Source organism: Streptomyces sp. JNUCC 64 (genome assembly GCF_054484115.1).
Genome location: NZ_CM137015.1, coordinates 4,644,258 through 4,667,329 on the forward strand (window position 1 = coordinate 4,644,258; position 23,072 = coordinate 4,667,329).

Here is a 23,072-nt window from a genome sequence, read left to right on the forward strand (position 1 = left end):
GTTCAGTAAGCCTAGTGGGCGGGTGCCGGACCGTCCCCGCCGGACGTGAAGAAGACCACTCCTTCGTGGGGCCCGCCCCGGGGTGCGTAGGGTCGTACTCATGAGTACGACAGGTGCGCACGCCGATCCGCTCGCCGTTCTGGGGGAACTGCCCGGGGTGGCTGACTCCGTGGCCGCCGTGCGCGTGGCGGTGGACCGCGTCTACGGCCACCGCGTCATGCGCAGACGTGCCCAGGAGGTCGCGGCGGAGGCGGCGCTGCGGGGCGCCCGCGCCTCGGCCGCGCTGGCCGGGGCGGACTGGGCGCTGGAGGAGGTGCGCAGACGCGGCGACTTCAGCGGGGACGACGGGGCCCGGACGGTCGGCGCCGCGTTGCGGCTCGCCGCCGAGGCGGGCCAACTGCTGTCCGTCTGGCGGCAGTCCCCGCTGCGGGTGCTGGCCCGGCTCCATCTGGTGGCGGCGGCCGACCGGGCCGACTCGGTGGGGCGGCCCCGGCGGCCCGGCGAGCCGGTGGACGAGGCCCTGGGCGGACCGCCGCCCGCCGCCGACGAGGTCGCGGCCCGGCTGGACGGGCTGTCGGGGCTGATCGTCGCGGGCGGCTCGGCCCCCGCCCTGGTGACGGCGGCGGTGGTGCACGGCGAACTGATGGCGCTGCGGCCCTTCGTCTCGTTCAACGGGCTCGTCGCGCGGACGGCCGAGCGGATCGTGCTGCTCGGCGGCGGGCTGGACCCCAAGGGCGTCTGTCCGGCCGAGGTGGGCCACGCCGAGCAGGGCCGGGAGGCGTACGAGGCCGCTCTCGCGGGCTATGTGTCGGGTACCCCGGAGGGGGTGGCCGACTGGATCGCGCACTGCGGACGGTCGGTGGAGCTGGGTGTGCGCGAGTCGACGGCGGTGTGCGAGGCGCTCCAGCGGGGCGCCGCCTGAGTCGGGCGTCGCGTGGGGGCGTCGCCCGGGTCCGACCGGGGCGCGGGGGCGGAGCCCGGACAGGGTTGCGGCGGCACGGGTTCCCGTACCGCCGCTGGCATGTCCACCCGGTTACCAAGCGTCCTCGAAGGTTGCCCATCAGGTCGGGGACTTCGCCCGTCACCTGGTGCGGCTGGCCCGTAATCGACGGGTCGACGTCGCGTGGGTGCCCGGTTTCCATGCTCGGTCCGTGGGGCCACGGTTGCTTCTAAGGTGATCCTCTCGGATGTCCTTGGTCTCGCGGGCCGTTGACTCCTTTGTACTCCTGTCCGCCGAGAAGCGGAACCCTTCGCCCTACTTCTTTACTTTCACCCTCAAAAGGTGCGGAAACGGGCGGGGTGTGGAGCGGTGCGCCGGGCCGGAATCCATGGTGTCCGGACCCGGCTGGGCCTGTCCGGAGGACCTGTCCGCGCCCACCGTTCCGTCCGTCGCGGCCCGCTCGTCACCGTCCCCCGCTGGCCTTCTCGGCCCCTCTCCGCCCCCCGGGTCAGACGGTTACCGCCCGGCGCCTGCTGGCGTACCAGACGAGCCCCGCCGCCGCGGCCGCTCCCACCGCCGCCGCGGCGACCAGCGCGGGGCGCGGCGGCACCTTCAGGGTGGGGATGCGCTGCTTGAGCCGGACGGGCCGGTGGAAGTCCAGGATCGGCCACGAGCGGGCGATCGCCTCGCGGCGCAGCGCGCGGTCGGGGTTCACGGCGTGCGGGTGCCCGACCGCCTCCAGCATCGGCAGATCGGTGATCGAGTCGCTGTAGGCGTGGCACCGGGAGAGGTCGTACCCCTCGGTGCCGGCCAGTTCCCGGATCGCCTCGGCCTTGGTGGGTCCGTAGGCGTAGTACTCGACCTCCCCGGTGAAGCAGCCGTCGTCCCCGACGACCATCCGGGTGGCGACCACCCGGTCGGCGCCGAGCAGTTCACCGATGGGCTCCACCACCTCGGCCCCGGAGGTCGAGACGATCACGACGTCCCGTCCCGCCGTGTGGTGCTCCTCGATCAGGGAGGCGGCCTCGTCGTAGATGATCGGGTCGATGAGGTCGTGCAGGGTCTCGGCGACGATCTCCTTCACCTGTCGTACGTTCCACCCCCGGCAGAGCGCGGACAGGTATTCGCGCATGCGCTCCATCTGTTCGTGGTCGGCGCCTCCGGCGAGGAACACGAACTGGGTGTAGGCGGTGCGCAGCACGTCCCGCCGGTTGATCAGACCGCCGTGATAGAACGACTTGCTGAAGGTGAGCGTGCTCGACTTCGCAATGACCGTCTTGTCCAGGTCAAAGAAGGCGGCTGTGCGGGGCATCGAGTGGTTTTCCACGGCTTGAGCATAGGCGCCCACCATTCGGCCTAAGCGGCGGCGTGTGGGTTTGCCTGAGAGGGCCTTCGGGTACACCATGGAAGTCACGGATCGTTCGCGACCGTGCTAACCCGGTCCGACTCCTCCCCCCCCCGAGTCGGCCGTGGGGACGACCCCCGCTCTCCCCCCCGGCGGGGGTCGTCGCATGTCCGGACCGATTTGGTCCCCTATTTCCGCTTGATCCGGGCGCTCCGCGCTGCCGTACGGCCGTGGGCGCCCCGTCGGCGTGCGCCGCTCCCCGTTTCACCTCCTCCCGAACCCTTCACGCTCGGTGACGGTTCTTTGTGTCGTGGAGGAAGGGCTTCTGTCCTCGCCGTCACCGGTTCGAGTGACGAAGTTATTCACAGGGCGGGGCTTGTCCACGGTTTTTGACCAAGATCCACACGATTTCCGGGTTCCGCGCATCGTGATTCCAGCGCGGTCGGCCACGGAGTTCCCACGGCCCGCCGGTACGCGGTCCGACTGGCCGGAATCGGACGGCCCGCGTATCGCGGAGAAGGGAACTCCGGACACGGGATTCCCGGGGCCGTACGGCCCCGGGACCCCGGGAACGGCCGCCGAGGGGAAACCCGTGCGCACACGTCCGTGAGCGCACGGCGGCTCGGGAACGGCCGTGCTCCGTGTCATGCGGATGGCCGAGGACGACCGGTCCGGCTCCGGGACCCGGAGCCGGACCCCGGAGCGGACCTGGCCCCGGACCGGGCTGGGGTCGGTCCCGGCCCTTGCCCCGGAGCCCGGGCAAGGGCCGGTGCGCGGGTCCGGCCGGGGGGTCCAGGACCGAGGTCATGGCGCGGTCCGGGATCGGAACCGGGGTTCCGGCCGGGTCAAGGGCCGGGCTCCGGTCCTGTGCTCCGACCAGGGGCGGGCCGGGGCTCCGGCCAGGGCCGGAAGAGCGAACGACGAGAACAACGAGAACAACGAGGACGACGAGAACAACGAGGACGACGAGAACAACGAGGACGACGAGGACGGCGGGGACGACGCATGGACATCGGGAGGGGCGCGGGGATGGACGACAGGACCGGAGCGGGCGGTACCAGGGGGTACGGGCCCGGCGCGGAGGACGGATTCCCGGCGGGGCGGCCCGGAGGAGCCCGGACCGGGGCAGGCCGGACCGGGCCCCCGTCGGACGTCCGGCGGGGCGGAGGGGACGAGGGGCGCGTGCCGGGCAGGGGTCCGGCGGTCGGCGGGGTGGAGCGACGGCCTCCCGGAGAGGGCGGGCCCCCGGCGGCGGCCGGTCGTCCGCCGGGGGCGTCGGTCCGCCCCGGCGGACGGCGGGCGCGGGGGAAGTCCGAGCCCCCGGACGCGCGCCGGGAACCCCGGGGTCCGCTGGTGCTCACCGAGGACCCGGAGCTCCTGGACGACCTGCTGCGGCTGTGCGCGGCGGCGGGCGCCCGGGCGGAGGTGCGGTCCGGGGCGCCGGGGACGGCCCGCTGGGAGTCCGCGCCCCTGGTCATCGTCGGTGAGGACGCGGTGCCCCGGGTGCGCGGGGCGGCGCGCAGGCGGGACGTGGTGCTGGTGAGCCGGACGCCCGCCGATCCCGAACGCTGGCGGTACGCGGTCCAGATCGGCGCGGACCACGCGCTGGTCCTCCCGGCGGACGAGCCCTGGCTCGTCGACCGGATCGCCGATGTCGTCGAAGGCGCGGAACGGCCCGCCCTCACCGTCGGAGTGCTCGGCGGCAGCGGTGGTGCCGGGGCCTCCACCCTGGCCTGCGCCCTCGCCCTCACCTCGGCCCGGGCGGGGCGGCGCACCCTGTTGGTCGACGCCGACCCGCTCGGCGGGGGACTGGACGTGCTCCTCGGCGTCGAGGGGACGGAGGGCTTGCGGTGGCCCGCCTTCGCGGACTCCCGGGGCCGGGTCGGCGGCGGCGCGCTGGAGGAGGCCCTGCCCGCCCTGCACGGACTGCGGGTCCTCAGCTGGGACCAGGGCGACCCCGTCCGGGTGCCGCCCCCGGCGGTCCGCGCGGTACTGGCCGCGGCCAGGCGCCGGAGCGGAACCGTCGTCGTGGACCTGCCGCGCCGGGTCGACGAGGGATCGGCGCAGGCGCTCGCCCAGGTGGACATCGGGCTCCTCGTCGTCCCCGGAGGGCTCCGCGCGGTCGCGGCGGCGGGGCGGGTCGCGGCAGCCGTCCGGCCCGTGCTGAGGGACCTGAGGGTGGTCGTCCCGGTGGGCCGCCGGGTGCGCGGCGGCCCCGACGGCGCCGGGACCGCACGGCTCCTAGGGCTGCCGTACGCGGGTGAACTGCCCAGGGAACGGGGCCTGTCGGCCGCTCAGGAGGACGGCCGTCCACCGGGGCACGATCCACGGGCCCCGCTCGCCCGGTTCTGCGCCGCCTTCTGGGAGCGGGTCACCCCCGCCCCCGGCACGGAAGGGGCCGGGCGGTGAACGCGGTGATCGGCGAACGCCTCCTCGACGGGGTCCGTCAGTGGCTCGCCCGGGGCGGACTGGACGCCACACCCGCGCACGTCGCCGAGGCGCTGCGGGCCCAGTCCGTGGTCCTCGGGGACGCCGAACTGCTGGGCACCACCGAGCGGCTGCGCTCCGAACTGGTGGGCACGGGCCCCCTCGATCCGCTGCTCGCCGATCCCGAGGTCACCGACGTCCTGGTCTCCGCGCCCGACCGGGTCTGGGCCGACCGGGGGCACGGCCTCCAGCTCACCGGCATCGGCTTCCCCGACGCGGGCGCCGTGCGGCGCCTCGCCCAGCGCCTCGCCGCGACGGCGGGCCGCCGCCTCGACGACGCCCGTCCATGGGTGGACGCCCGGCTGCCGGACGGCACGCGGTTGCACGCGGTGCTGCCGCCCGTCGCCGTCGGATCGACCTGTCTGTCGCTGCGGGTGGTCCGGCCCCGGGCGTTCACCCTCGCGGAGCTGGAAGCCGCCGGGACGGTGCCCCCGGGAGGCGACCGGGTCCTCCGGGCACTGCTCGACGCCCGGCTGTCCTATCTGGTGAGCGGCGGCACGGGCACCGGCAAGACGACGCTGCTGAGCACGCTGCTGGGACTCGTTCCGGCCGACGAGCGGGTCGTCCTCGCCGAGGACTCGGCCGAACTGCGGCCCGACCACCCGCATGTGGTCCGGCTGGAGGCCCGCCCCGCCAACCAGGAGGGCGCGGGGCTGGTGACCCTGCGGGACCTGGTCCGCCAGGCCCTGCGGATGCGTCCCGACCGGCTGGTTGTCGGCGAGGTGCGGGGCGGCGAGGTGCTCGATCTGCTCGCCGCCCTCAACACCGGCCACGAGGGCGGGTCCGGAACGGTCCACGCCAACACGGCCGCCGACGTCCCCGCCCGGCTGGAGGCCCTGGCGACCGCGGCGGGACTGGGACGCGCCGCGCTGCACAGCCAGTTGGCGGCGGCCGTGTCGGTGGTGATCCACCTGGTGCGCGACCGGCGGGGACGGCGGCGGATCGCCGAGGTGAGGGTCCTGGACCGGGAGCCGTCGGGGCTCGTGGTGACGGCCCCCGCGCTGCGCTGGGCGCCCCAGGGGTTCACCCGGGAACGCGGCTGGCCGAGGCTGCGGGAACTCCTCGGGGAGCCCCGGTGAACGGGATGGCGCTCCCGCCCGCGCTGACGCCCCTTCCGGCGGCGTCCGGTTGGCCGGTCGGGCTCTGGGCGCTCGTGGTGTGCGGGGTCATGGCCGTGGGGGTGGCCGTGGGCGGGGCCCGGGAACACCGGACCAGGTCCGCCCGCCGGATACGGGTCCTCAGGGGTACGCCTGGAAGGGCGGCGGGTGCGTTTGGGACGCCTGAGGTGCCCGGCCCGCTCGGGACGGCCAAGGCGGCCGGGACGGCCGGGGCGGCCGGGGCGGCCGGGGCGGCCGGGGTGTCCAGGGTGGCCGGGGTGGCCGGGGTGGCCGGGGCGGCTGGGGTCCGTGTCCGGTCGCTCGACGCGGCCGTCGGCGCGGGGCGCCGGTGGGCCGGACGGTTCCGGGGGCGCGTCGGCCCCGGGGCGTGGGTCCTGGCCGCCGGAGCGGCCGTGGCCCTCGTCGGACGGTCCCCCGTACCGGTGCTGCTCGCGGCCCTCGCGGTGCCCTTGGCGCGGCGTACCGGAGACGCGCGGGCCCGGCGGATCGCCGCCGAACGACGGGCGGACGAGGTCATCGCCCTGTGCGGGGCGCTGGTGGGCGAGGTCCGGGCGGGACACCAGCCGGTGGAGGCGCTGTCGGCCCTGGCGAGGGCGCCCGGCGGCGGACTGGGCCGGAGCCGCGAACGGGTCCTCGCCGCCACCCGGTTCGGCGGGGACGTGCCCGCCGCGCTCGCCTCGGCGGCCGACGAACCGGGGGCGGAGGGACTGCGGGGGCTCGCCGCGTGCTGGCGGGTGGCGGTGGACCAGGGCGCGGGTCTCGCCACCGGACTCGAACGGGTGGAGACGGCGTTGCGCGCCGAGCGGGACCGGCGCGGCGACCTGAGAGCGGGCTGCGCCGCCGCCCGCGCCACCGCCCTGATGCTCGCCGGACTGCCCCTGGCGGGACTGCTGTTCGGCTGGGCCCTGGGAGCGAGCCCGCTGACGGTCCTGTTGCACACCGCCCCCGGGCTGGGCTGCCTGGTGACGGGGACGGTGCTGGAGGGAGTGGGGATCTGGTGGGCGCTGCGGATCATCCGGAGCGCGGAGGAATGAGCCTCCGCGCCCATGACCCGAGAAGCCCGAGAGGCCGGAAAGGTCAGAGAGCCGAGGTATCCGGGAGAACCGAAGGAATCCGAGGAGCCGGGAGAACCGGGGAAGCAGGGGGACCGTGGTGAAGGGCCATCGTGAACGGGCCGTCGTGCGCTGGGCCCGGCTGGAGGAAACGCTCGGGCCTCCCGGGCGGACACCGGACCGGGAGACCGGGTGGACGTCACCCCGGAGATCGCTGACGGGAGCGAAGGGCCGCTTCGGTCGCCGTCCACCGCTCGCCGGAACGGCGTCGGCACCGCGCCTGCCTGGTGGGTCCGTAACCCGCCGCTGGGTGGTGTCGGCGGGGAGTTGGTGCCTCGGATACCTCTTGGCCGAAGGGGTGGCCGGAGTGCTGCTCGGGGTGCTGATGGCCGTCGCCGTCCGCCGTCTCGACGGCGCACGCCGATCAGCCGCGTCGCCGGGATCGTCGTCCACGGACGCCGGACTGCCCTTGGCGGCCGACCTCTTGGCGGCCTGCGTGGCGGCGGGCGCGGACCCCGTGCTGGCGGCGCGCGCGGTCGGGGAGTCGCTCGGCGGCCCGGCGGGGGCGGCCCTCGCTACCGGGGCCGCGGAGATCCGGCTCGGGGCCGCGCCCGAAACCGCCTGGCGCGGGCTGACCGCGCTGCCGGACGGGGACCGGCTGGCCCGGCTGCTGGAACGCGCCGGGGAATCGGGTGCCCCGGCCGCCGCGCCCGTGGCCCGGTACGCCGCCGAGGTCCGGGCCCGCCGCAGCAGGATCCAGGCGGCCCGCGCCCGTCGGGCCGGAGTGCTGATCACGGCACCCGTCGGGCTGTGCTTCCTGCCCGCGTTCATCGTGATCGGCGTCCTGCCGGTGGTGATCGGCCTGGCGGGCCGCTTGCTGAGCGGGGGAGGCGGCTGAGGGAGGAGAGCGGGAACGACGGCTGACCAGTGACACCAACTGACGGGTGATCAGAGCTGAGAGAGAGCGGCGCGCCGGACGGGACGCCGCATGGACCAGGCGTTCCGGAACACCGGAACGCACAAGAGAGCGCGACGGGGGCTGAGATGACGAGGAAGACGAACGCAGAGGCGAAGGCGAAGACGAAGACGAGGGGGAAGTCGAGCGCGGAGCTGCTCGCACGGGTGAGGGCGGGAGTCCGCGCCGCGTCCGGGGCGGTACGGAGCCCGATGGGCGGACGCGGCACCGACCGGGGGGTGGTGACCTCGGAGTACGCGGTCGGACTGATCGCGGCGGTGGGGTTCGCGGGTCTGCTGTACAAGGTGCTCACCAGCCAGAAGGTGCGGGCGGCCCTGCAGGGACTGGTGGAACGGGCCCTCGATGTCCACCCGTGACGGGACCCGGACCCGGACCCGGGGGCGGGAACCGGAACGGACCCGGGTGTCGGCACGGACGGTGACCCGGTGCGGGGCGCGCGGCGCGGCGAGGGTGTCGCGGACCCACCGGGGCGTCGCCCGGACCGACCCGGGCGGCCGGACCGCCCGGGGTGCTCGGGTCGCCCGGACCGACCGGGGCTTCGTGACGGCGGAGTCGGCCGTCGTCCTGCCGGTCCTGGTGGTGTTCACGATGGGGCTCGTGTGGGCGTTGCTGGCGGCCGCTGCCCAGATCCAGTGTGTGGACGCGGCCCGGGCCGGTGCCCGGGCCGCTGCCCGCCAGGACCCGGACCCCGCCGTCGTGGCGGCGGCCCGGCAGGCGGCACCGGAGGGCGCCCAGGTGTCGGTGCGCCGGACGGGGGGTCTGGTCCGGGTGGAGGTCGCCGCCCCGGCCCCCGGCCCGGACGCGGTGCCCCTGCGACTGCGGCACACGGCGGTCGCGGCGGCGGAGGAGGCACTCCGGTGAGGACGGCGAAACGCCCTAGGACAGGAAGGCCGACGGCGGGAGGAGCGGGAGGAGAAGCGGGGGCGGGCTCCGGCCGTGCCCGAGCGGGCTGCGGCCGGGCCGTGGACCGGGGCTCGGCGACGGTGTGGGCGGTGATGGGCGTCGCGGCGCTGAGCGTGGTGTTCGTCGCCCTGCTCGCCGTGGGCCAGGCCGTGGTGACGCGGCACCGGGCCGCCGGGGCGGCCGACCTCGCGGCGCTCGCGGCGGCGGACCGCTGGGCCGGTGGCCAGCAGGCGGCCTGTGCCCGCGCCCGGACGGTCGCCGGGGCGAACGGCGCGCGGATCGTGGAGTGCGCGCTCGCCGGGGAGGTCGTCGAGGTACGGGTGACGGCGGGAAGCGGGCCGCTCACCGCCGAGGGCCGGGCCCGCGCGGGCCCGTGGACCCCACCGGTCCCCCCGGTGCTCCCGGACACGCCCCCGGTTGCCCCGGCGCCCCTGGACACGCCCCCAGCACACCCGGCACTCCCGGACGCTCCCGCGGCCCCTTCGGCATCCCCAGCGCGCTCCCGGCGTTCCCGGACGGCCCCTAAGCCCCCTCAGCATCCCCGGCGTTCCCGGACACGTCCTTGCCGCCCCCAGCACCCCGGACGGGCAGGACCGGCCACCGGCCGCCTGGCGAAACCGGATCAGATCCCGGGCCGGGGCGCCGGAACCGACGACGGGCCCGTCGCGGCGGACGAAGCCGTCGCGACGGACGAAGCCGGGGCAGCAGACGAAGCCGGGGTAGCGGACGACCCCGGAACGGCGGACGACCCCGGAACGGCGTCGGTGAGGAGGGTGGTGAGCAGTCGCACGGCGGCCCGTTTGTGGAGCGGCTCGTTGCCGTTGCCGCACTTGGGGGACTGGACGCAGGACGGGCACCCGGCCGCGCACTCGCACGCCGCGATGGCCTCCCGGGTCGCGGTGAGCCACTCCCGCGCGGTGTGGAAGGCCCGTTCCGCGAACCCGGCCCCGCCCGGGTGCCCGTCGTACACGAAGACGGTGGGCAGCAGGGTGTCCCCGTGCAGCGGCACCGAGACCCCGCCGATGTCCCAGCGGTCACAGGTGGCGAACAGGGGCAGCAGCCCGATCGAGGCGTGCTCGGCCGCGTGCAGGGCCCCCGCGAGCTGCTCGGGCCCGATCCGGGCGGCGTCCAACTGGTCCTCGGTGACCGTCCACCACACCGCGCGGGTGCGCAGGGTGCGGGGCGGCAGGTCCAGCTTGGTCTCGCCGAGCACCTCCCCGGTGATCAGCCGACGGCGCAGGAAGGAGACGACCTGATGGGTGACCTCGACGGACCCGTAGCAGAGCCGGGCGTCCCCCCAGGGCACCTCGGTGTCGGTCTCCAGCACCGCCACCGAGGTCACGTCCCGGGCGACGGTGGAGTAGGTGGGCGAGGCCGGTTCCACCAGGGCGACGGAGTCGTCGAGGTCGAGCCGCCGCACCAGATAGGTGCGCCCCTGGTGGAGGTGGACGGCGCCCTCGTGGACGGAGGTGTGGGCGGCGGAGGCGTCCACCGTGCCCAGCAGCCGCCCCGTGCCGTCCTCCACGATCTGTACGGGGGTTCCGCCGCCGCCCCGGATGTCGGCCAGGTCGGCGGCCCGCTCCCGGCGGGTCCAGTGCCAGGCCGCCGTCCGCCGCCGCAGCAGCTTCGCCGCCTCCAACTGCGGCAGCAGCCCGGGCGCGGCCGGGCCGAACAGGGCCAGGTCCTCGTCGGCGAGCGGGATCTCGGCGGCGGCGGCGCACAGATGGGGCGCGAGGACGTACGGGTTGTCGGGGTCGAGGACCGTCGACTCGACCGGGCGGTCGAACAGGGCCTCGGGGTGGTGGACGAGATAGGTGTCCAGGGGGTCGTCCCGGGCGACGAGGACGGCGAGGGCGCCCTCCCCCGAGCGTCCCGCCCGGCCCGCCTGCTGCCACAGGGAGGCCCGGGTGCCGGGGTAGCCGCAGATCAGGACGGCGTCCAGGCCCGAGACGTCCACCCCCAGTTCCAGGGCGGTCGTCGCGGCGAGTCCGAGCAGCTCACCCGAGTGCAGGGAGCGCTCCAGGGCCCGGCGCTCCTCGGGGAGGTAACCGCCCCGGTAGGCCGCGACCCGGTGGGCCAGCGCGCGGTCGGACTCGGCCAGCCGCTCCTGGGTGATCATCGAGATCAGCTCGGAGCCGCGCCGGGAGCGCACGAAGGCGACGGTGCGCACCCCGTCGCGGACCAGGTCGGTGAGGAGGTCGGCGGTCTCGGCGGTGGCGGTGCGGCGCACCGGGGCGCCCTTCTCCCCGTGCAGCTCGGTGAGCGGCGGCTCCCACAGGGCGAACACCACCTCGCCGCGCGGGGAGGCGTCGTCCGCCACCTCCCGCACCGGTACGCCCGTCAGCCGCCGGGCCGCGGTGGCCGGGTCGGCGGCGGTCGCGGAGGCCAGCAGGAACACCGGCTCGGAGCCGTACCGGGCGCACAGCCTGCGCAGTCGGCGCACCACCTGGGCCACGTGCGAGCCGAAGACGCCGCGGTAGGTGTGGCACTCGTCGATCACCACGTACCGCAGCGCCCGCAGGAACGAGGACCAGCGCGGGTGCGCGGGCAGGATGCCCCGGTGCAGCATGTCCGGGTTGGTGAGGACGTAGGTGCCGTACTGGCGGATCCACTCGCGTTCCTCGAACGGTGTGTCGCCGTCGTAGACCGCCGGGCGGACCGCCTTGCCGAGGGGCGCCGCCAGCTCGCGCACCGCGCGGTGCTGGTCGGCGGCGAGCGCCTTCGTCGGCGCCAGGTACAGGGCGGTGGCCCCCCGCCCGTTCGGGGCCTCGGAGCCGTCGAGCATCGCCGACAGCAGCGGGACGAGGTACGCCAGGGACTTGCCCGAGGCGGTGCCGGTCGCGACCACGACCGACTCGCCGTCCAGGGCGTGCCGGGCGGCGGTCGCCTGGTGGGCCCAGGGACGGTCGACGCCCGCCGCCCGCAGCGCGGCCGTCACCTCGGGACGAATCCCCTCGGGCCACTCGGCATGGCGGCCCGCGCGCGGGGGCAAGTGCTCCGTATGAGTGATGCGGGAGGCCCGGGCTTGTCGTGCGGCGAGACGTCGCAGGACGGCGTCCGGGGCGTCACCGGTGACGGCTCCCGGTCCGGAAGGGCCAGGAAGACCGGGACGTCGGGGAGGATGAGTCGAATCGGCCATTGGCACCGAGTGTGTCACTGGTCTGGTGGACAATCACTGTCAGGCGCCCTCGGGGCTTCCGCGGCTTTGGTCGTCCCCACCGTCACGGGGGGTGCTCCATGATTGAATGCCCACGCGGCTGGCGATCCGTCCCGGGGGTTCAAGCCGAGGTGTCCCTAGGGGCGACCGCTCGATAGCAAGGTGCTGGAGGATCCGTGGACCTGTCCCTGTCGACCCGTACCGTCGGCGATCGTACGGTCGTCGAGGTCGGTGGCGAAATCGATGTGTATACCGCGCCCAAGCTGCGGGAGCAGCTGGTCGAGCTGGTGAACGACGGCAGTTTCCACCTCGTCGTGGACATGGAGGGGGTCGACTTCCTCGACTCCACCGGACTCGGCGTGCTGGTGGGCGGCCTGAAGAGGGTGCGTGCCCATGAGGGCTCGCTGCGCCTGGTGTGCAACCAGGAGCGCATCCTCAAGATCTTCCGCATCACCGGTCTGACCAAGGTGTTCCCGATCCACGGTTCGGTCGAGGAAGCCGTCGCCGCCACCGACTGACGCAGGGCCCGGGCACGCCCCGGGCAGTACGACCCCGGGGGACCGGGCCCCGGGCCCGGTCCCCCGCACAGCACGTCGGCCCGCCCGAGGGGGATGCATGGCAACCGTGGAACTCCGCTTCAGCGCGCTCCCCGAACACGTGCGCACCGCCCGGCTCGTCGCGGCGGCTGTCGCCCGTCGGGCCGGCGTGGACGAGGCGGTGCTCGACGAGGTGCGGCTCGCCGTCGGCGAGGCGTGCACCCGTGCGGTCGGCCTCCACCAGAGCGCGGGCATCGACGCGCCGGTCCAGGTGCGGCTGATCGACGAGGAGAAGCGGTTCTCCATCGTCGTGGGCGACGAGGCCCCCCGCTCCGGCCCGGCCTCCGCCGCCTCCGGCGAGGGCGCCGAGAGCGAGGACGAGATGGGCCTCGCGGTGATCAGCGGCCTGGTGGACGACGTCGAGGTCACCGCCGACGCGTCCGGCGGCTCCCTCCGCATGACCTGGCCCGTCCCGGCCGAGTAGCCGGTCGGCCCTCCGCTCCGTTCCGGTCTGCCCCGGCCTAGTGGCCCCCGCCCCCGGCCCTCCGCCCGTTCCGGCCGAGTAGCCCCGGGCTCTCCGTCCCGTTCCGGCTGAGTGCCCCCCGGCCCTTCGTTTCCGTTCCGGCTGGGCAGCCTCCCGCGCGCCCTCAGCCGTTCCGTTCCGTTCCGGCCGAGGGGCCTCTCACGTCCTCCGCCCCCGTTCCCTCTGGCGGGCCGAGGGGACGGGCGTTCTCGCTTCCCCTCCCGTCCCCTGTCGCCACCCGAACGGGCGCCCCCGTGGAGGCAAAAACCGGGACACACCCGAGCCCTTTCCCGTGACGGAGTCCCAGCCGTTACGTTCTCCCGCAGATCCGGATGAACACCGCGAATGGTGTGAACCGTGTGAGACGGAGGACGAATGGTGCCCACCCCCTCCGCCGCCGCGGTCCTGACCCATGACAACCGGCTGATCGTCGTGGCGGTCGCGGCCGTCGCGGTGGCCGCCCTGCTGGTGGCCGCGGTCCTGGTCCGTCAGGTCCTCGCGGCTGGCCAGGGCACCGACCGGATGCGGGCGATCGCCGCCGCCGTGCAGGAGGGCGCCAACGCCTACCTCTCCCGGCAGCTGCGCACCCTCGCGCTGTTCGCGGCGGCCGTGTTCCTGCTGCTGTTCCTGCTGCCCGCGGACGACTGGAACCAGCGCGCCGGACGGTCCGTGTTCTTCCTGGTCGGCGCGGTGTTCTCGGCCGCCACCGGATACGCGGGGATGCGGCTCGCCGTCCGCAGCAACGTACGGGTCGCGGCGGCCGCCCGGGAGGCCGCCCCACCGGACGGCGAACCCGGGCACGAGGGCGCGTCCGGGAGGAACGGCGGGCCCGGGAGGGACGCCGCCGCCCGGCGCCGGGCGACCCGGATCGCGTTCCGCACCGGCGGGGTCGTCGGCATGTTCACGGTCGGCCTCGGACTGCTCGGCGTCTGCTCCGTCGTCCTGGTGTACGCGGCGGACGCGCCGAAGGTGCTGGAGGGCTTCGGCCTGGGCGCCGCCCTCATCGCCATGTTCATGAGGGTCGGCGGCGGCATCTTCACCAAGGCCGCCGACGTGGGCGCGGACCTGGTCGGCAAGATCGAGCAGGGCATCCCGGAGGACGACCCCCGCAACGCCGCGACCATCGCGGACAACGTGGGCGACAACGTCGGGGACTGCGCGGGCATGGCGGCCGACCTCTTCGAGTCGTACGCGGTCACCCTCGTCGCCGCGCTGATCCTGGGCACGGCGGCCTTCGGGGACGCCGGACTGGTGTTCCCGCTGGTCGTGCCCGCGATCGGGGTGGTCACCGCGGTGATCGGGATCCTCGCGGTGACGCCCCGTCCGGGCGACCGGGGCGGGATGACGGCGATCAACCGGGGGTTCCTCGTCTCCGCGGCGACCTCGCTGGTCCTCGTGGCGGCGGCGGTGATCGCGTATCTGCCCTCCTCGTACGCGGACCTCGCGGGCGTCACCGACGCCGGTGTCCGGGCCCACGACGGCGACCCCCGGCTCCTCGCGCTGACCGCCGTCGCGATCGGCATCGTGCTGGCCGCGCTGATCCAGCAGCTCACCGGCTACTTCACGGAGACCACCCGGCGTCCGGTCCGGGACGTCGTCCGGACCTCCCGGACCGGCGCGGCCACCGTGATCCTCTCCGGGGTCTCGCTCGGCATGCAGTCGGCCGCGTACACCGCGCTGCTCATCGGCCTCACCGTGTACGGGGCGTTCCTGCTCGGCGGGACGTCCGTCGCGCTGGCGCTGTTCGCGGTCGCGCTCGCCGGGACGGGACTGCTGACCACGGTCGGGGTGATCGTCGCCATGGACACCTTCGGACCGGTCGCCGACAACGCGCAGGGCATCGCCGAGATGTCCGGGGACGTCAGCGGCGCGGGCGCCCGGGTGCTCACCGAACTGGACGCCGTCGGCAACACCACCAAGGCGATCACCAAGGGCATCGCCATCGCGACGGCGGTCCTCGCGGCGGCGGCCCTCTTCGGCGCGTACCGCGACGCGATCGCCACGGCGGCGGCCGGGGTGGGCGCGCGGGTCGGCCCCGGCGGCCCGCTGGACCTGGTGATGGACGTCTCGCAACCCAACAACCTGGTCGGACTGATCGCCGGGGCGGCGGTGGTGTTCCTGTTCGCGGGGCTGGCGATCAGCGCGGTGTCCCGGTCGGCGGGCGCCGTCGTCCAGGAGGTGCGGCGGCAGTTCCGGGAGAAGCCCGGGATCATGGACCGCACCCAGCGGCCCGAGTACGGACGGGTGGTCGACATCTGCACCCGGGACGCCCTGCGCGAACTCGCCACCCCCGGACTGCTCGCCGTCCTCGCCCCGGTCGCGATCGGCTTCACCCTCGGGGTCGGCCCGCTCGGCGCGTTCCTCGCCGGGGCGATCGGCACGGGCACCCTGATGGCGGTGTTCCTCGCCAACTCCGGCGGGGCCTGGGACAACGCCAAGAAGCTCGTCGAGGACGGCGCGTACGGGGGCCGGGGCGGCGCCGCGCACGAGGCGACGGTGATCGGGGACACGGTCGGCGACCCGTTCAAGGACACCGCGGGGCCCTCGGTCAACCCGCTGCTGAAGGTGATGAACCTGGTGGCGCTGCTCGTCGCGCCCGCCGTCGTCACCCTCGGCCACGGGGACGGCGCCAGTCCGGCGCTCCGCGCGCTGATCGCCGGACTCGCGCTGGCGGTGATCGTCCTCGCGGTCCGGCTCGCCGTCCGCCGGGGCGTCACCAGGGAGGACGACACCGAAGAGGACGCCGAGGACGGCACCGGGGGCGGTGGCGGGGGCCCGGGAGGTTCGCCGCGCGCGCCCCAACGCGTGGGAGGGCCCGACTTGTTGGGCTGACCCCGGTCCCGGTGGGGCGGCTCCAGGGCCGGGAGGACGGCTCTGGGACCCCGGGAGGACGCCTCCAGCCCCGGACAGCGGAGGAGATTCTGTCCGCTCCCCGGCACCGCCCCTCCCCGGGCCGTCCCGCCGCCCCGCCGGGAGCCGTCCGCCCGCCCCGCCGGGAACCGCCCCCGAGGCCCCTCGGGAGCCGTCGGCCCCGCCCCCGCCGGAGCCACCGGAGCCGCCGTGAGTCTTCTCTCCCCGGACCCCCGCGCCTCTTGGTGCAAATGGCTTCAATAGCGGGCGCAGGGGATGGCCCGCGACCGGCCCTCCACCGGCCGCCGTGTATGTTCCGGGGCCGAGAGGCCATGGAAGGGACCGATCCGGTGAACAAGAAGCTCGCGGTCGCACTGTCCGGCGGTGCGGTACTCGTACTGGCTCTGTCGGGATGCGGCGAGGACGGCAACGAGAAGCTCGACAACTGGGCGAAGACGGTCTGCGACGCCGTCCAGCCGCAGGCGAAGAAGATCGAGGGCGCCAACACGGCGATCCAGGCGCAGACCGCCGACAACAGCAAGCCCGAGGACGTCAAGTCGACGGACTCCAAGGCGTTCCAGGACATGTCCGACGCCTACAAGGCGATCGGCGCGGCCGTGCAGAAGGCCGGGCCGCCGCCCGTCGACGAGGGCGAGACCAAGCAGCAGAACGCGGTCAAGGAACTCAACCAGATCTCCACCGCCTACGCCGGTCTGAAGAAGCAGGTCGACGGGCTCGACACCGAGGACCAGGGCGAGTTCGCCAGCGGTCTCGACGAGGTCGCCGGGGAACTGATCAAGCTGAGCCGCAGCGGGAGCGACGCCCTCAAGACGCTGGAGGAGGGCGACGTCGGCAAGGCCATGCAGAAGCAGGAGAGCTGCAAGGCCACGGGCGCCTCCCCGGCCGCGGCCAGCGGCTGACCCCTGACCCGCGCCCGGCCGTGGTCGGCGGCTGATCCCTGGCCTCGCCCGGCCGTGGGCGGCGGCCGACCCATGGCCGGGCGGCGGACGAGCCCCTGGCCGGGGAAGCCCCTTGCCGGTCGAGCCCTGGCCGGGGGAGGCCGCCACTCCAGGCCGGGCGACGGCTGACTCACGACCGCGCCCGGCCACGGTCGGTGGCTTGTCCCCGTCCCCCGGCCCCCGCCCCCGGCAACCTGCGGCCACCCCCAGCCACCCCAGGCCACCCGCCGCCCCGCCCGGCCGTACCTGACCGTGGTCGGCCGTGGCCGGTGGCCGACCGGACAGGACCGGGCAGGGCAAGGCAGGACAGGACCGGGCAGGACCGGACGGGGCAGGGCAGGGCCCGGACGGGGCAGGACACGCCGCGCCTCCGCCCCGTCCGCCCCGAGGGGGACAATGGGCGGGTGACTCTCTCGCGGCTGCCTGTGTACGACGGACCTGCTGACCTCCCCGCCCCCGGAACCCCCTCCGGAGCGCCCGACGGCCCGGAGGCGGGCACGACGACGGCCGGTGCCCCGGCCGCCGGCGCCCCGGCCACCGGGACGGCGGTGGACGGTGCCGGTGCCGCGGCCCGGCTCCGGAGCGCCCTGCTCGCCGCCGACTTCACCGCCGACGGTCTGCTCGACCTGCTCGGCGCCCCCGCCTACACCGCCCTGGCCCGTGGCGAGACCGTCCCCGCGCTGCGCGCCAGCCGGGGCGACGGCCCCCTGGAGGCCCTCGTCCGGCTGTTCCTGCTGCAACGGCCGGTGCCCCGGGCCCGGCTCGTGGACGTCCTGCCGGTCGCGGAGTGCGAGGCCGCCGGCTGGCTGGTCCCGGTGGACGGGAACAGCGGGGACGCGGGGGATGCCGGGGACGCGGGGGGCGCCGGGGACGGACTGGCCGCGAGCGTCGACGTCCGCCCGTACGGCGGGCCCGACGGCGAGGACTGGTTCATCGTCTCCGACCTCGGATGCGCGGTCGGCGGCGCCTCCGGAGCGGCCGGGGCCGACGGCGCCCCCGCCGCCGAGGGCGTCGTCCTCGGCGTGGGCGGCGCCTCCACGACCCTCGCGGGGATCACGGTGCGCACCCCGGTCGGCTCCGCGCTGGACCTCGGCACCGGCTCGGGCGTCCAGGCGCTGCACGCCTCCCGGCACGCCACCCGGGTCACCGCCACCGACCTCAACCCGCGCGCCCTCCACATCACCCGGCTCACCCTCGCCCTCTCCGGGGCGCCCGCCGCCGAACTGCTGGAGGGATCGCTGTTCGAACCGGTCGGGGACCGCACCTTCGACCTCGTCGTCTCCAACCCGCCGTTCGTGATCTCGCCCGGCGCCCGGCTCACCTACCGTGACGGCGGACTGCGCGGGGACGCGCTCTGCCGGGAACTGGTCCGACGGGCCGGGGAGCGGCTGAACCCCGGCGGGTACGCGCAGTTTCTCGCCAACTGGCAGCACGTGGAGGGCGAGGAGTGGACGGAACGGCTCCGCTCCTGGGTGCCGCCCGGCTGCGACGCGTGGATCGTGCAGCGCGAGGTCCAGGACGTCACCCAGTACGCGGAGCTGTGGCTGCGGGACGCGGGCGACCACCGCACGGACCCGGCCGCGTACGCCGCCCGCTACGACGCCTGGCTCGACGAGTTCGCGGAACTGCGCACCCGGGCCGTCGGATTCGGCTGGATCACCCTGCGCCGCACGGACGCGGAGCGTCCCTCGATCACCGTCGAGGAGTGGCCGCACCCGGTGGAACAGCCCCTCGGGGACGCCGTCCGCGCCCACTTCGAGCGCCAGGACTATCTGCGCGCCCACGATGACGCCGCCCTGCTCGCCGGGCACTTCCGGCTGGCGGACGAGGTGGTGCAGGAGCAGGTCGGGCTGCCCGGCGCGGAGGACCCGGAGCACGTGGTGCTGCGGCAGAACCGGGGCGTGCGCCGGGCCACCCGGGTCGACACGGTGGGCGCCGGGTTCGCCGGGGTGTGCGACGGCTCGATGAGCGCCGGACGCATCCTCGACGCCATCGCCCAGCTCCTCGGCGAGGACCCGGTGGTCCTCCGCTCGCGGACCCCCGCCCAGATCCGCTCGCTGGTCGAACAGGGCTTCCTGGAGCCGGTGGAGCCGGGCCCGGGCCGCCGCGCCTGAGCCCCCTGCCCGGCGTCAGGGGGCCGACCTGTTCCGTCCCGGCCTCGTCTGGGGCCGACCCGTTCCGTCCCGGCCCCCTGACGCCCCGCCCGGTCAGTCCACCGGGCGACCGGCCCGGTCCGTCCACCGGTCCCTTCCGCCAGCGCCCCCGTCAGCGGCCCGCGCGCCCCCGTCCGGGAGGTACGCGACCCCGTCCCGGAGGTACGCGTCCCGTTCCTCCCGGAGACGCGGGCCGCTGACGGACCGGCCCCGGCCCGCGAACGCACGGGCCGGAAACGGGAACGCGCGCCCTTGGTCACGGCCCGCGCGACGGTTTCACCCGGGCGGGCGGCCCCCGTTCACCCCCGGTTCGCCACGCCGACGCTCCCGCCTGTCAGCCTCCCACCGCCGGGGGCCGGGCAACGGGAGGCTGGGAGCATGGAAAGCACGCCGACGATCTTCGCGGGAACCGTGTTCGCCCTGTTCGGGGCGGGGCTGCTGGTGTGGACGGGGACCCGGTTGTACCGGGGGCTGCCGGTCGCGGAGGGCGTGGGCCGCACCGCCTCCGTGACGGCCGCGACCACGGCCGGGACCCTCGCCCTGCTCCTCGCGGGCTGGTGCCTCACCCGTCTCTGAACGGAAGGGAACGGAGCCGGACCGAACCGGACCGTTCCGCGTCCGGAGCCGGGCCCCGCCGCACCCGTGGGCCGTCCCGTCCCCACCCGGGGCACCCGGGTCCGCCCGCACCCCTCGCCGCCGGTCCCCGTCCCCGTCCCCGCCCCGGACCGTCCGGGCCCGCCCGCACCCCGCCGCGTCCGGCCCCGTACCCGCCGCCCGGCCCCGCCCCGCACCCGCCGTCGAACGGGTGCCGCGCGCCCCCGTTCGACGCCCGGCGCACCTGCTCGGCACTCCGGGCGGCAGGAAAGGTGGTAGTCGGGTTACCGTTCGAGTGGCCGTTGCGGGCTTTTCCCGTTTGACATGAGGGCGGGATGTACCGTCACACTCCGCAGCGACAGCGTGCGGACATCCGTTCCGCACCCGCCAACGAGACGTAACGCAGCGTCATCGAGCGCCGACCGGAGAGAAGAGCGAAGTTGTCCCCGACCAGCGAGACCGCACAGGGCGGCCGCCGACTCGTGATCGTCGAGTCGCCTGCCAAGGCGAAGACGATCAAGGGCTACCTCGGCCCCGGCTACGTCGTCGAGGCGAGCGTCGGGCACATCCGGGACCTGCCCAGCGGGGCCGCCGAGGTCCCGGAGAAGTACACGGGCGAGGTGCGCCGCCTCGGGGTGGACGTCGAACACGACTTCCAGCCCATCTACGTGGTGAACGCCGACAAGCGGGCCCAGGTCAAGAAGCTCAAGGACCTGCTCAGCGAGTCCGACGAACTCTTCCTCGCGACCGACGAGGACCGCGAGGGCGAGGCCATCGCGTGGCACCTCCAGGAAGTGCTGAAGCCGAAGATCCCCGTCCACCGCATGGTCTTCCACGAGATCACCAAGGACGCGATCCGCGACGCCGTCGCCAACCCGCGCCAGCTCAACAAGAAGCTGGTCGACGCCCAGGAGACCCGCCGCATCCTCGACCGCCTCTACGGCTACGAGGTGTCGCCCGTCCTGTGGAAGAAGGTCATGCCGAGGTTGTCGGCGGGCCGTGTGCAGTCCGTCGCCACCCGGCTCGTCGTCGAACGGGAGCGCGAGCGCATCGCGTTCCGCTCCGCCGAGTACTGGGACCTCACCGGCACCTTCGGCACCGGCCGCGCCGGGGACGCCTCCGACCCGGCGACCCTGGTCGCCCGGCTCGCCTCCGTCGACGGCAAGCGCGTCGCCCAGGGCCGTGACTTCGACTCGCTCGGGCAGCTCAAGGGCGCCAACACCCTCCACCTCGACGAGGCCGCCGCCCGCGCGCTGGCCGCCGCCCTGGAGCAGACCCGGTTCGCGGTCCGCTCGGTGGAGTCCAAGCCGTACCGCCGCTCCCCGTACGCCCCGTTCCGCACCACCACCCTCCAGCAGGAGGCGAGCCGCAAGCTCGGGTTCGGCGCCAAGGCCACCATGCAGGTCGCCCAGAAGCTGTACGAGAACGGCTTCATCACCTACATGCGAACGGACTCGACGACCCTCAGCGAGACGGCCGTGGCCGCCGCCCGCGCCCAGGTCACCCAGCTGTACGGGGCCGACTACCTGCCCGACAAGCCCCGCACCTACGCGGGCAAGGTCAAGAACGCCCAGGAGGCGCACGAGGCGATCCGTCCGTCGGGTGATCGTTTCCGCACCCCGGCCGCCACGGGTCTGACCGGCGACCAGTTCCGGCTCTACGAGCTGATCTGGAAGCGGACCGTCGCCTCCCAGATGAAGGACGCGGTCGGCAACTCCGTCACCGTCAGGATCGGCGGCACCGCCGCCGACGGCCGGGACGCCGAGTTCTCCGCCTCCGGCAAGACGATCACCTTCCACGGCTTCCTCAAGGCGTACGTCGAGGGCGCCGACGACCCCAACGCCGAACTCGACGACCGCGAGCGCAGGCTGCCGCAGGTCGCCGAGGGCGACCCGCTCTCCGCCGACGCGCTCTCCGTCGACGGCCACGCCACCAAGCCGCCCGCCCGCTACACCGAGGCCAGCCTGGTCAAGGAGCTGGAAGAGCGCGAGATCGGCCGGCCGTCCACCTACGCGTCGATCATCGGCACGATCCTGGACCGCGGCTACGTCTTCAAGAAGGGCACCGCGCTCGTCCCGTCCTTCCTGTCGTTCGCCGTGGTCAACCTGCTGGAGAAGCACTTCGGGCGGCTCGTCGACTACGACTTCACCGCCAAGATGGAGGACGACCTCGACCGCATCGCCAGCGGCGAGGCCCAGGCCGTGCCGTGGCTGCGGCGGTTCTACTTCGGCGAGGGCCCGGCCGGGAACGGCGGCGCCGCCGAGGCGGGCAACGGCGACGGCGACCACCTCGGCGGCCTCAAGGAACTCGTCACCGACCTGGGCGCCATCGACGCCCGCGAGGTGTCGTCGTTCCCCGTCGGGGACGGCATCGTGCTGCGCGTGGGCCGCTACGGCCCGTACGTCGAGCGCGGCGAGCGGGACGCCGAGGGCCACCAGCGCGCCGACGTGCCCGACGACCTGGCGCCCGACGAGCTGACCGTCGCCTACGCCGAGGAGCTGCTGGCCAAGCCCAGCGGCGACTTCGAGCTGGGCACCGACCCGGTCAGCGGCCACCAGATCGTCGCCAAGGACGGCCGCTACGGCCCCTACGTCACCGAGGTGCTCCCCGAGGGCACCCCGAAGACCGGCAAGAACGCCGTCAAGCCGCGCACCGCGTCCCTCTTCAAGACGATGGCCCTGGACACCGTCACCCTGGAGGACGCGCTCCGGCTGATGTCGCTGCCGAGGGTCGTCGGCGCGGACGCCGAGGGCGTCGAGATCACCGCGCAGAACGGCCGTTACGGGCCGTATCTCAAGAAGGGCACCGATTCCCGGTCGCTCACCTCCGAGGACCAGCTCTTCACCATCACCCTGGACGAGGCGCTCGCGATCTACGCCCAGCCCAAGCAGCGGGGCCGGGCCGCGGCGAAGCCGCCCCTGAAGGAACTGGGCGAGGACCCGGTCAGCGGCAAGCCCGTGGTGGTCAAGGACGGCCGCTTCGGCCCGTACGTCACCGACGGGGAGACCAACGCGACGCTCCGGGCCGCCGACAGCGTCGAGGAGATCACCCCCGAGCGGGGCTACGAGCTGCTCGCCGAGAAGCGGGCCAAGGGCCCCGCCAAGAAGACGGCGAAGAAGGCCGTCAAGAAGGCCCCGGCCAAGAAGGCGCCCGCGAAGAAGACGGCGGCGGCAGCCAAGACGGCGGCGGCCAAGACGACGGCCAAGAAGACGGCCGCGAAGAAGACGACCGCCGCGAAGAAGACGGCGACGGCCGCCAAGGCCGCGACCGCGAAGACGGACACCGGCACCGAGGGCTGACGGCCCACCGGGCGCCGACGGCCACCGAGGCCGACGGCCACCGCACCGAGGCCGACGGCACCGCATCGCACCGCTGAGGGGCGCCCCCACCGAGGGGGCGCCCCTCAGCGCTCCGGTCGCACAGATGACCGGTGGCCGCCCCCGGAGCCGCGCTCGGATACCGGTGTCCGCGGGGGCGGA

16 protein-coding genes and 1 pseudogene are annotated in these 23,072 nt (G+C 75.0%); 15 read left to right on the top strand and 2 right to left on the bottom strand.

What is annotated here, in order from left to right:
• The first annotated feature begins 100 nt into the window (after window positions 1-100).
• Window positions 101-922 (top strand): Fic family protein, encoded by an 822-nt coding sequence (locus ACVWNX_RS19345; RefSeq protein WP_454408559.1) that lies wholly within the window; start codon window positions 101-103, stop codon window positions 920-922.
• Window positions 923-1,448: 526 nt separating this feature from the next.
• On the opposite strand, the gene ACVWNX_RS19350 is transcribed toward ACVWNX_RS19345, so the two are convergent.
• On the bottom strand, window positions 1,449-2,291 hold the full coding sequence (locus ACVWNX_RS19350) for an HAD family hydrolase (protein WP_454408561.1): 843 nt from the start codon (window positions 2,289-2,291) through the stop codon (window positions 1,449-1,451).
• A gap of 999 nt (window positions 2,292-3,290) precedes the next feature.
• Here ACVWNX_RS19350 and ssd point away from each other — a divergent pair.
• The 7 genes and pseudogenes from ssd to ACVWNX_RS19385 form a co-directional block, all read left to right on the top strand.
• The gene (gene ssd / locus ACVWNX_RS19355; RefSeq protein ID WP_454408562.1) at window positions 3,291-4,694 is read left to right on the top strand and encodes a septum site-determining protein Ssd; all 1,404 of its coding nucleotides are present in this window, start codon (window positions 3,291-3,293) and stop codon (window positions 4,692-4,694) included.
• Window positions 4,691-5,851, top strand: coding sequence for a TadA family conjugal transfer-associated ATPase (locus tag ACVWNX_RS19360; RefSeq protein ID WP_454408564.1), 1,161 nt, complete (start codon window positions 4,691-4,693; stop codon window positions 5,849-5,851). Before ssd ends, ACVWNX_RS19360 begins: the two co-directional genes overlap by 4 nt.
• Window positions 5,852-6,057: 206 nt before the next feature.
• Complete coding sequence (locus ACVWNX_RS19365; RefSeq protein WP_454408566.1) at window positions 6,058-6,924, top strand: type II secretion system F family protein; 867 nt, start codon at window positions 6,058-6,060, stop codon at window positions 6,922-6,924.
• Between the two features lie 364 nt (window positions 6,925-7,288).
• The gene (locus ACVWNX_RS19370; RefSeq protein WP_454408568.1) at window positions 7,289-7,840 is read left to right on the top strand and encodes a type II secretion system F family protein; all 552 of its coding nucleotides are present in this window, start codon (window positions 7,289-7,291) and stop codon (window positions 7,838-7,840) included.
• 146 nt (window positions 7,841-7,986) lie between these two features.
• Entirely contained in the window at window positions 7,987-8,274 is a 288-nt protein-coding gene (locus tag ACVWNX_RS19375; protein ID WP_454408570.1) for a DUF4244 domain-containing protein, read from the top strand.
• Window positions 8,261-8,779 (top strand): TadE family type IV pilus minor pilin, encoded by a 519-nt coding sequence (locus ACVWNX_RS19380; protein WP_454408571.1) that lies wholly within the window; start codon window positions 8,261-8,263, stop codon window positions 8,777-8,779. The genes ACVWNX_RS19375 and ACVWNX_RS19380 overlap by 14 nt, the downstream gene beginning before the upstream one ends.
• Before the next feature lie 134 nt (window positions 8,780-8,913).
• Window positions 8,914-9,135: pseudogene (locus ACVWNX_RS19385) on the top strand (Rv3654c family TadE-like protein); the annotation flags it as partial.
• Between the two features lie 308 nt (window positions 9,136-9,443).
• Here the strand turns inward: ACVWNX_RS19385 and ACVWNX_RS19390 are convergent.
• Entirely contained in the window at window positions 9,444-11,960 is a 2,517-nt protein-coding gene (locus ACVWNX_RS19390) for a DEAD/DEAH box helicase (protein ID WP_454408572.1), read from the bottom strand.
• A gap of 194 nt (window positions 11,961-12,154) precedes the next feature.
• On the opposite strand from ACVWNX_RS19390, the gene bldG reads away from it, so the two are divergent.
• From bldG to topA, 7 genes are all read left to right on the top strand, one after another.
• Window positions 12,155-12,496 carry an anti-sigma factor antagonist BldG gene (gene bldG / locus ACVWNX_RS19395; RefSeq protein ID WP_454408574.1) on the top strand — a complete coding sequence of 114 codons (342 nt, stop codon included), beginning with the start codon at window positions 12,155-12,157 and terminating at the stop codon, window positions 12,494-12,496.
• A 97-nt stretch (window positions 12,497-12,593) separates the two neighbouring features.
• Window positions 12,594-12,998, top strand: coding sequence for an ATP-binding protein (locus ACVWNX_RS19400; RefSeq protein WP_454408576.1), 405 nt, complete (start codon window positions 12,594-12,596; stop codon window positions 12,996-12,998).
• 414 nt (window positions 12,999-13,412) lie between these two features.
• A complete protein-coding gene (locus tag ACVWNX_RS19405) occupies window positions 13,413-15,869 on the top strand; it encodes a sodium-translocating pyrophosphatase (protein ID WP_454408577.1) in 2,457 nt (818 codons plus the stop codon).
• 350 nt (window positions 15,870-16,219) lie between these two features.
• The gene (locus ACVWNX_RS19410; protein WP_454408579.1) at window positions 16,220-16,807 is read left to right on the top strand and encodes a small secreted protein; all 588 of its coding nucleotides are present in this window, start codon (window positions 16,220-16,222) and stop codon (window positions 16,805-16,807) included.
• Window positions 16,808-17,394: 587 nt separating this feature from the next.
• On the top strand, window positions 17,395-18,960 hold the full coding sequence (locus tag ACVWNX_RS19415; protein ID WP_454414842.1) for a DUF7059 domain-containing protein: 1,566 nt from the start codon (window positions 17,395-17,397) through the stop codon (window positions 18,958-18,960).
• Between the two features lie 417 nt (window positions 18,961-19,377).
• Complete coding sequence (locus ACVWNX_RS19420; RefSeq protein ID WP_454408580.1) at window positions 19,378-19,575, top strand: hypothetical protein; 198 nt, start codon at window positions 19,378-19,380, stop codon at window positions 19,573-19,575.
• Between the two features lie 458 nt (window positions 19,576-20,033).
• The gene (topA, locus tag ACVWNX_RS19425) at window positions 20,034-22,892 is read left to right on the top strand and encodes a type I DNA topoisomerase (protein ID WP_454408582.1); all 2,859 of its coding nucleotides are present in this window, start codon (window positions 20,034-20,036) and stop codon (window positions 22,890-22,892) included.
• The last annotated feature ends 180 nt before the right edge of the window (window positions 22,893-23,072 follow it).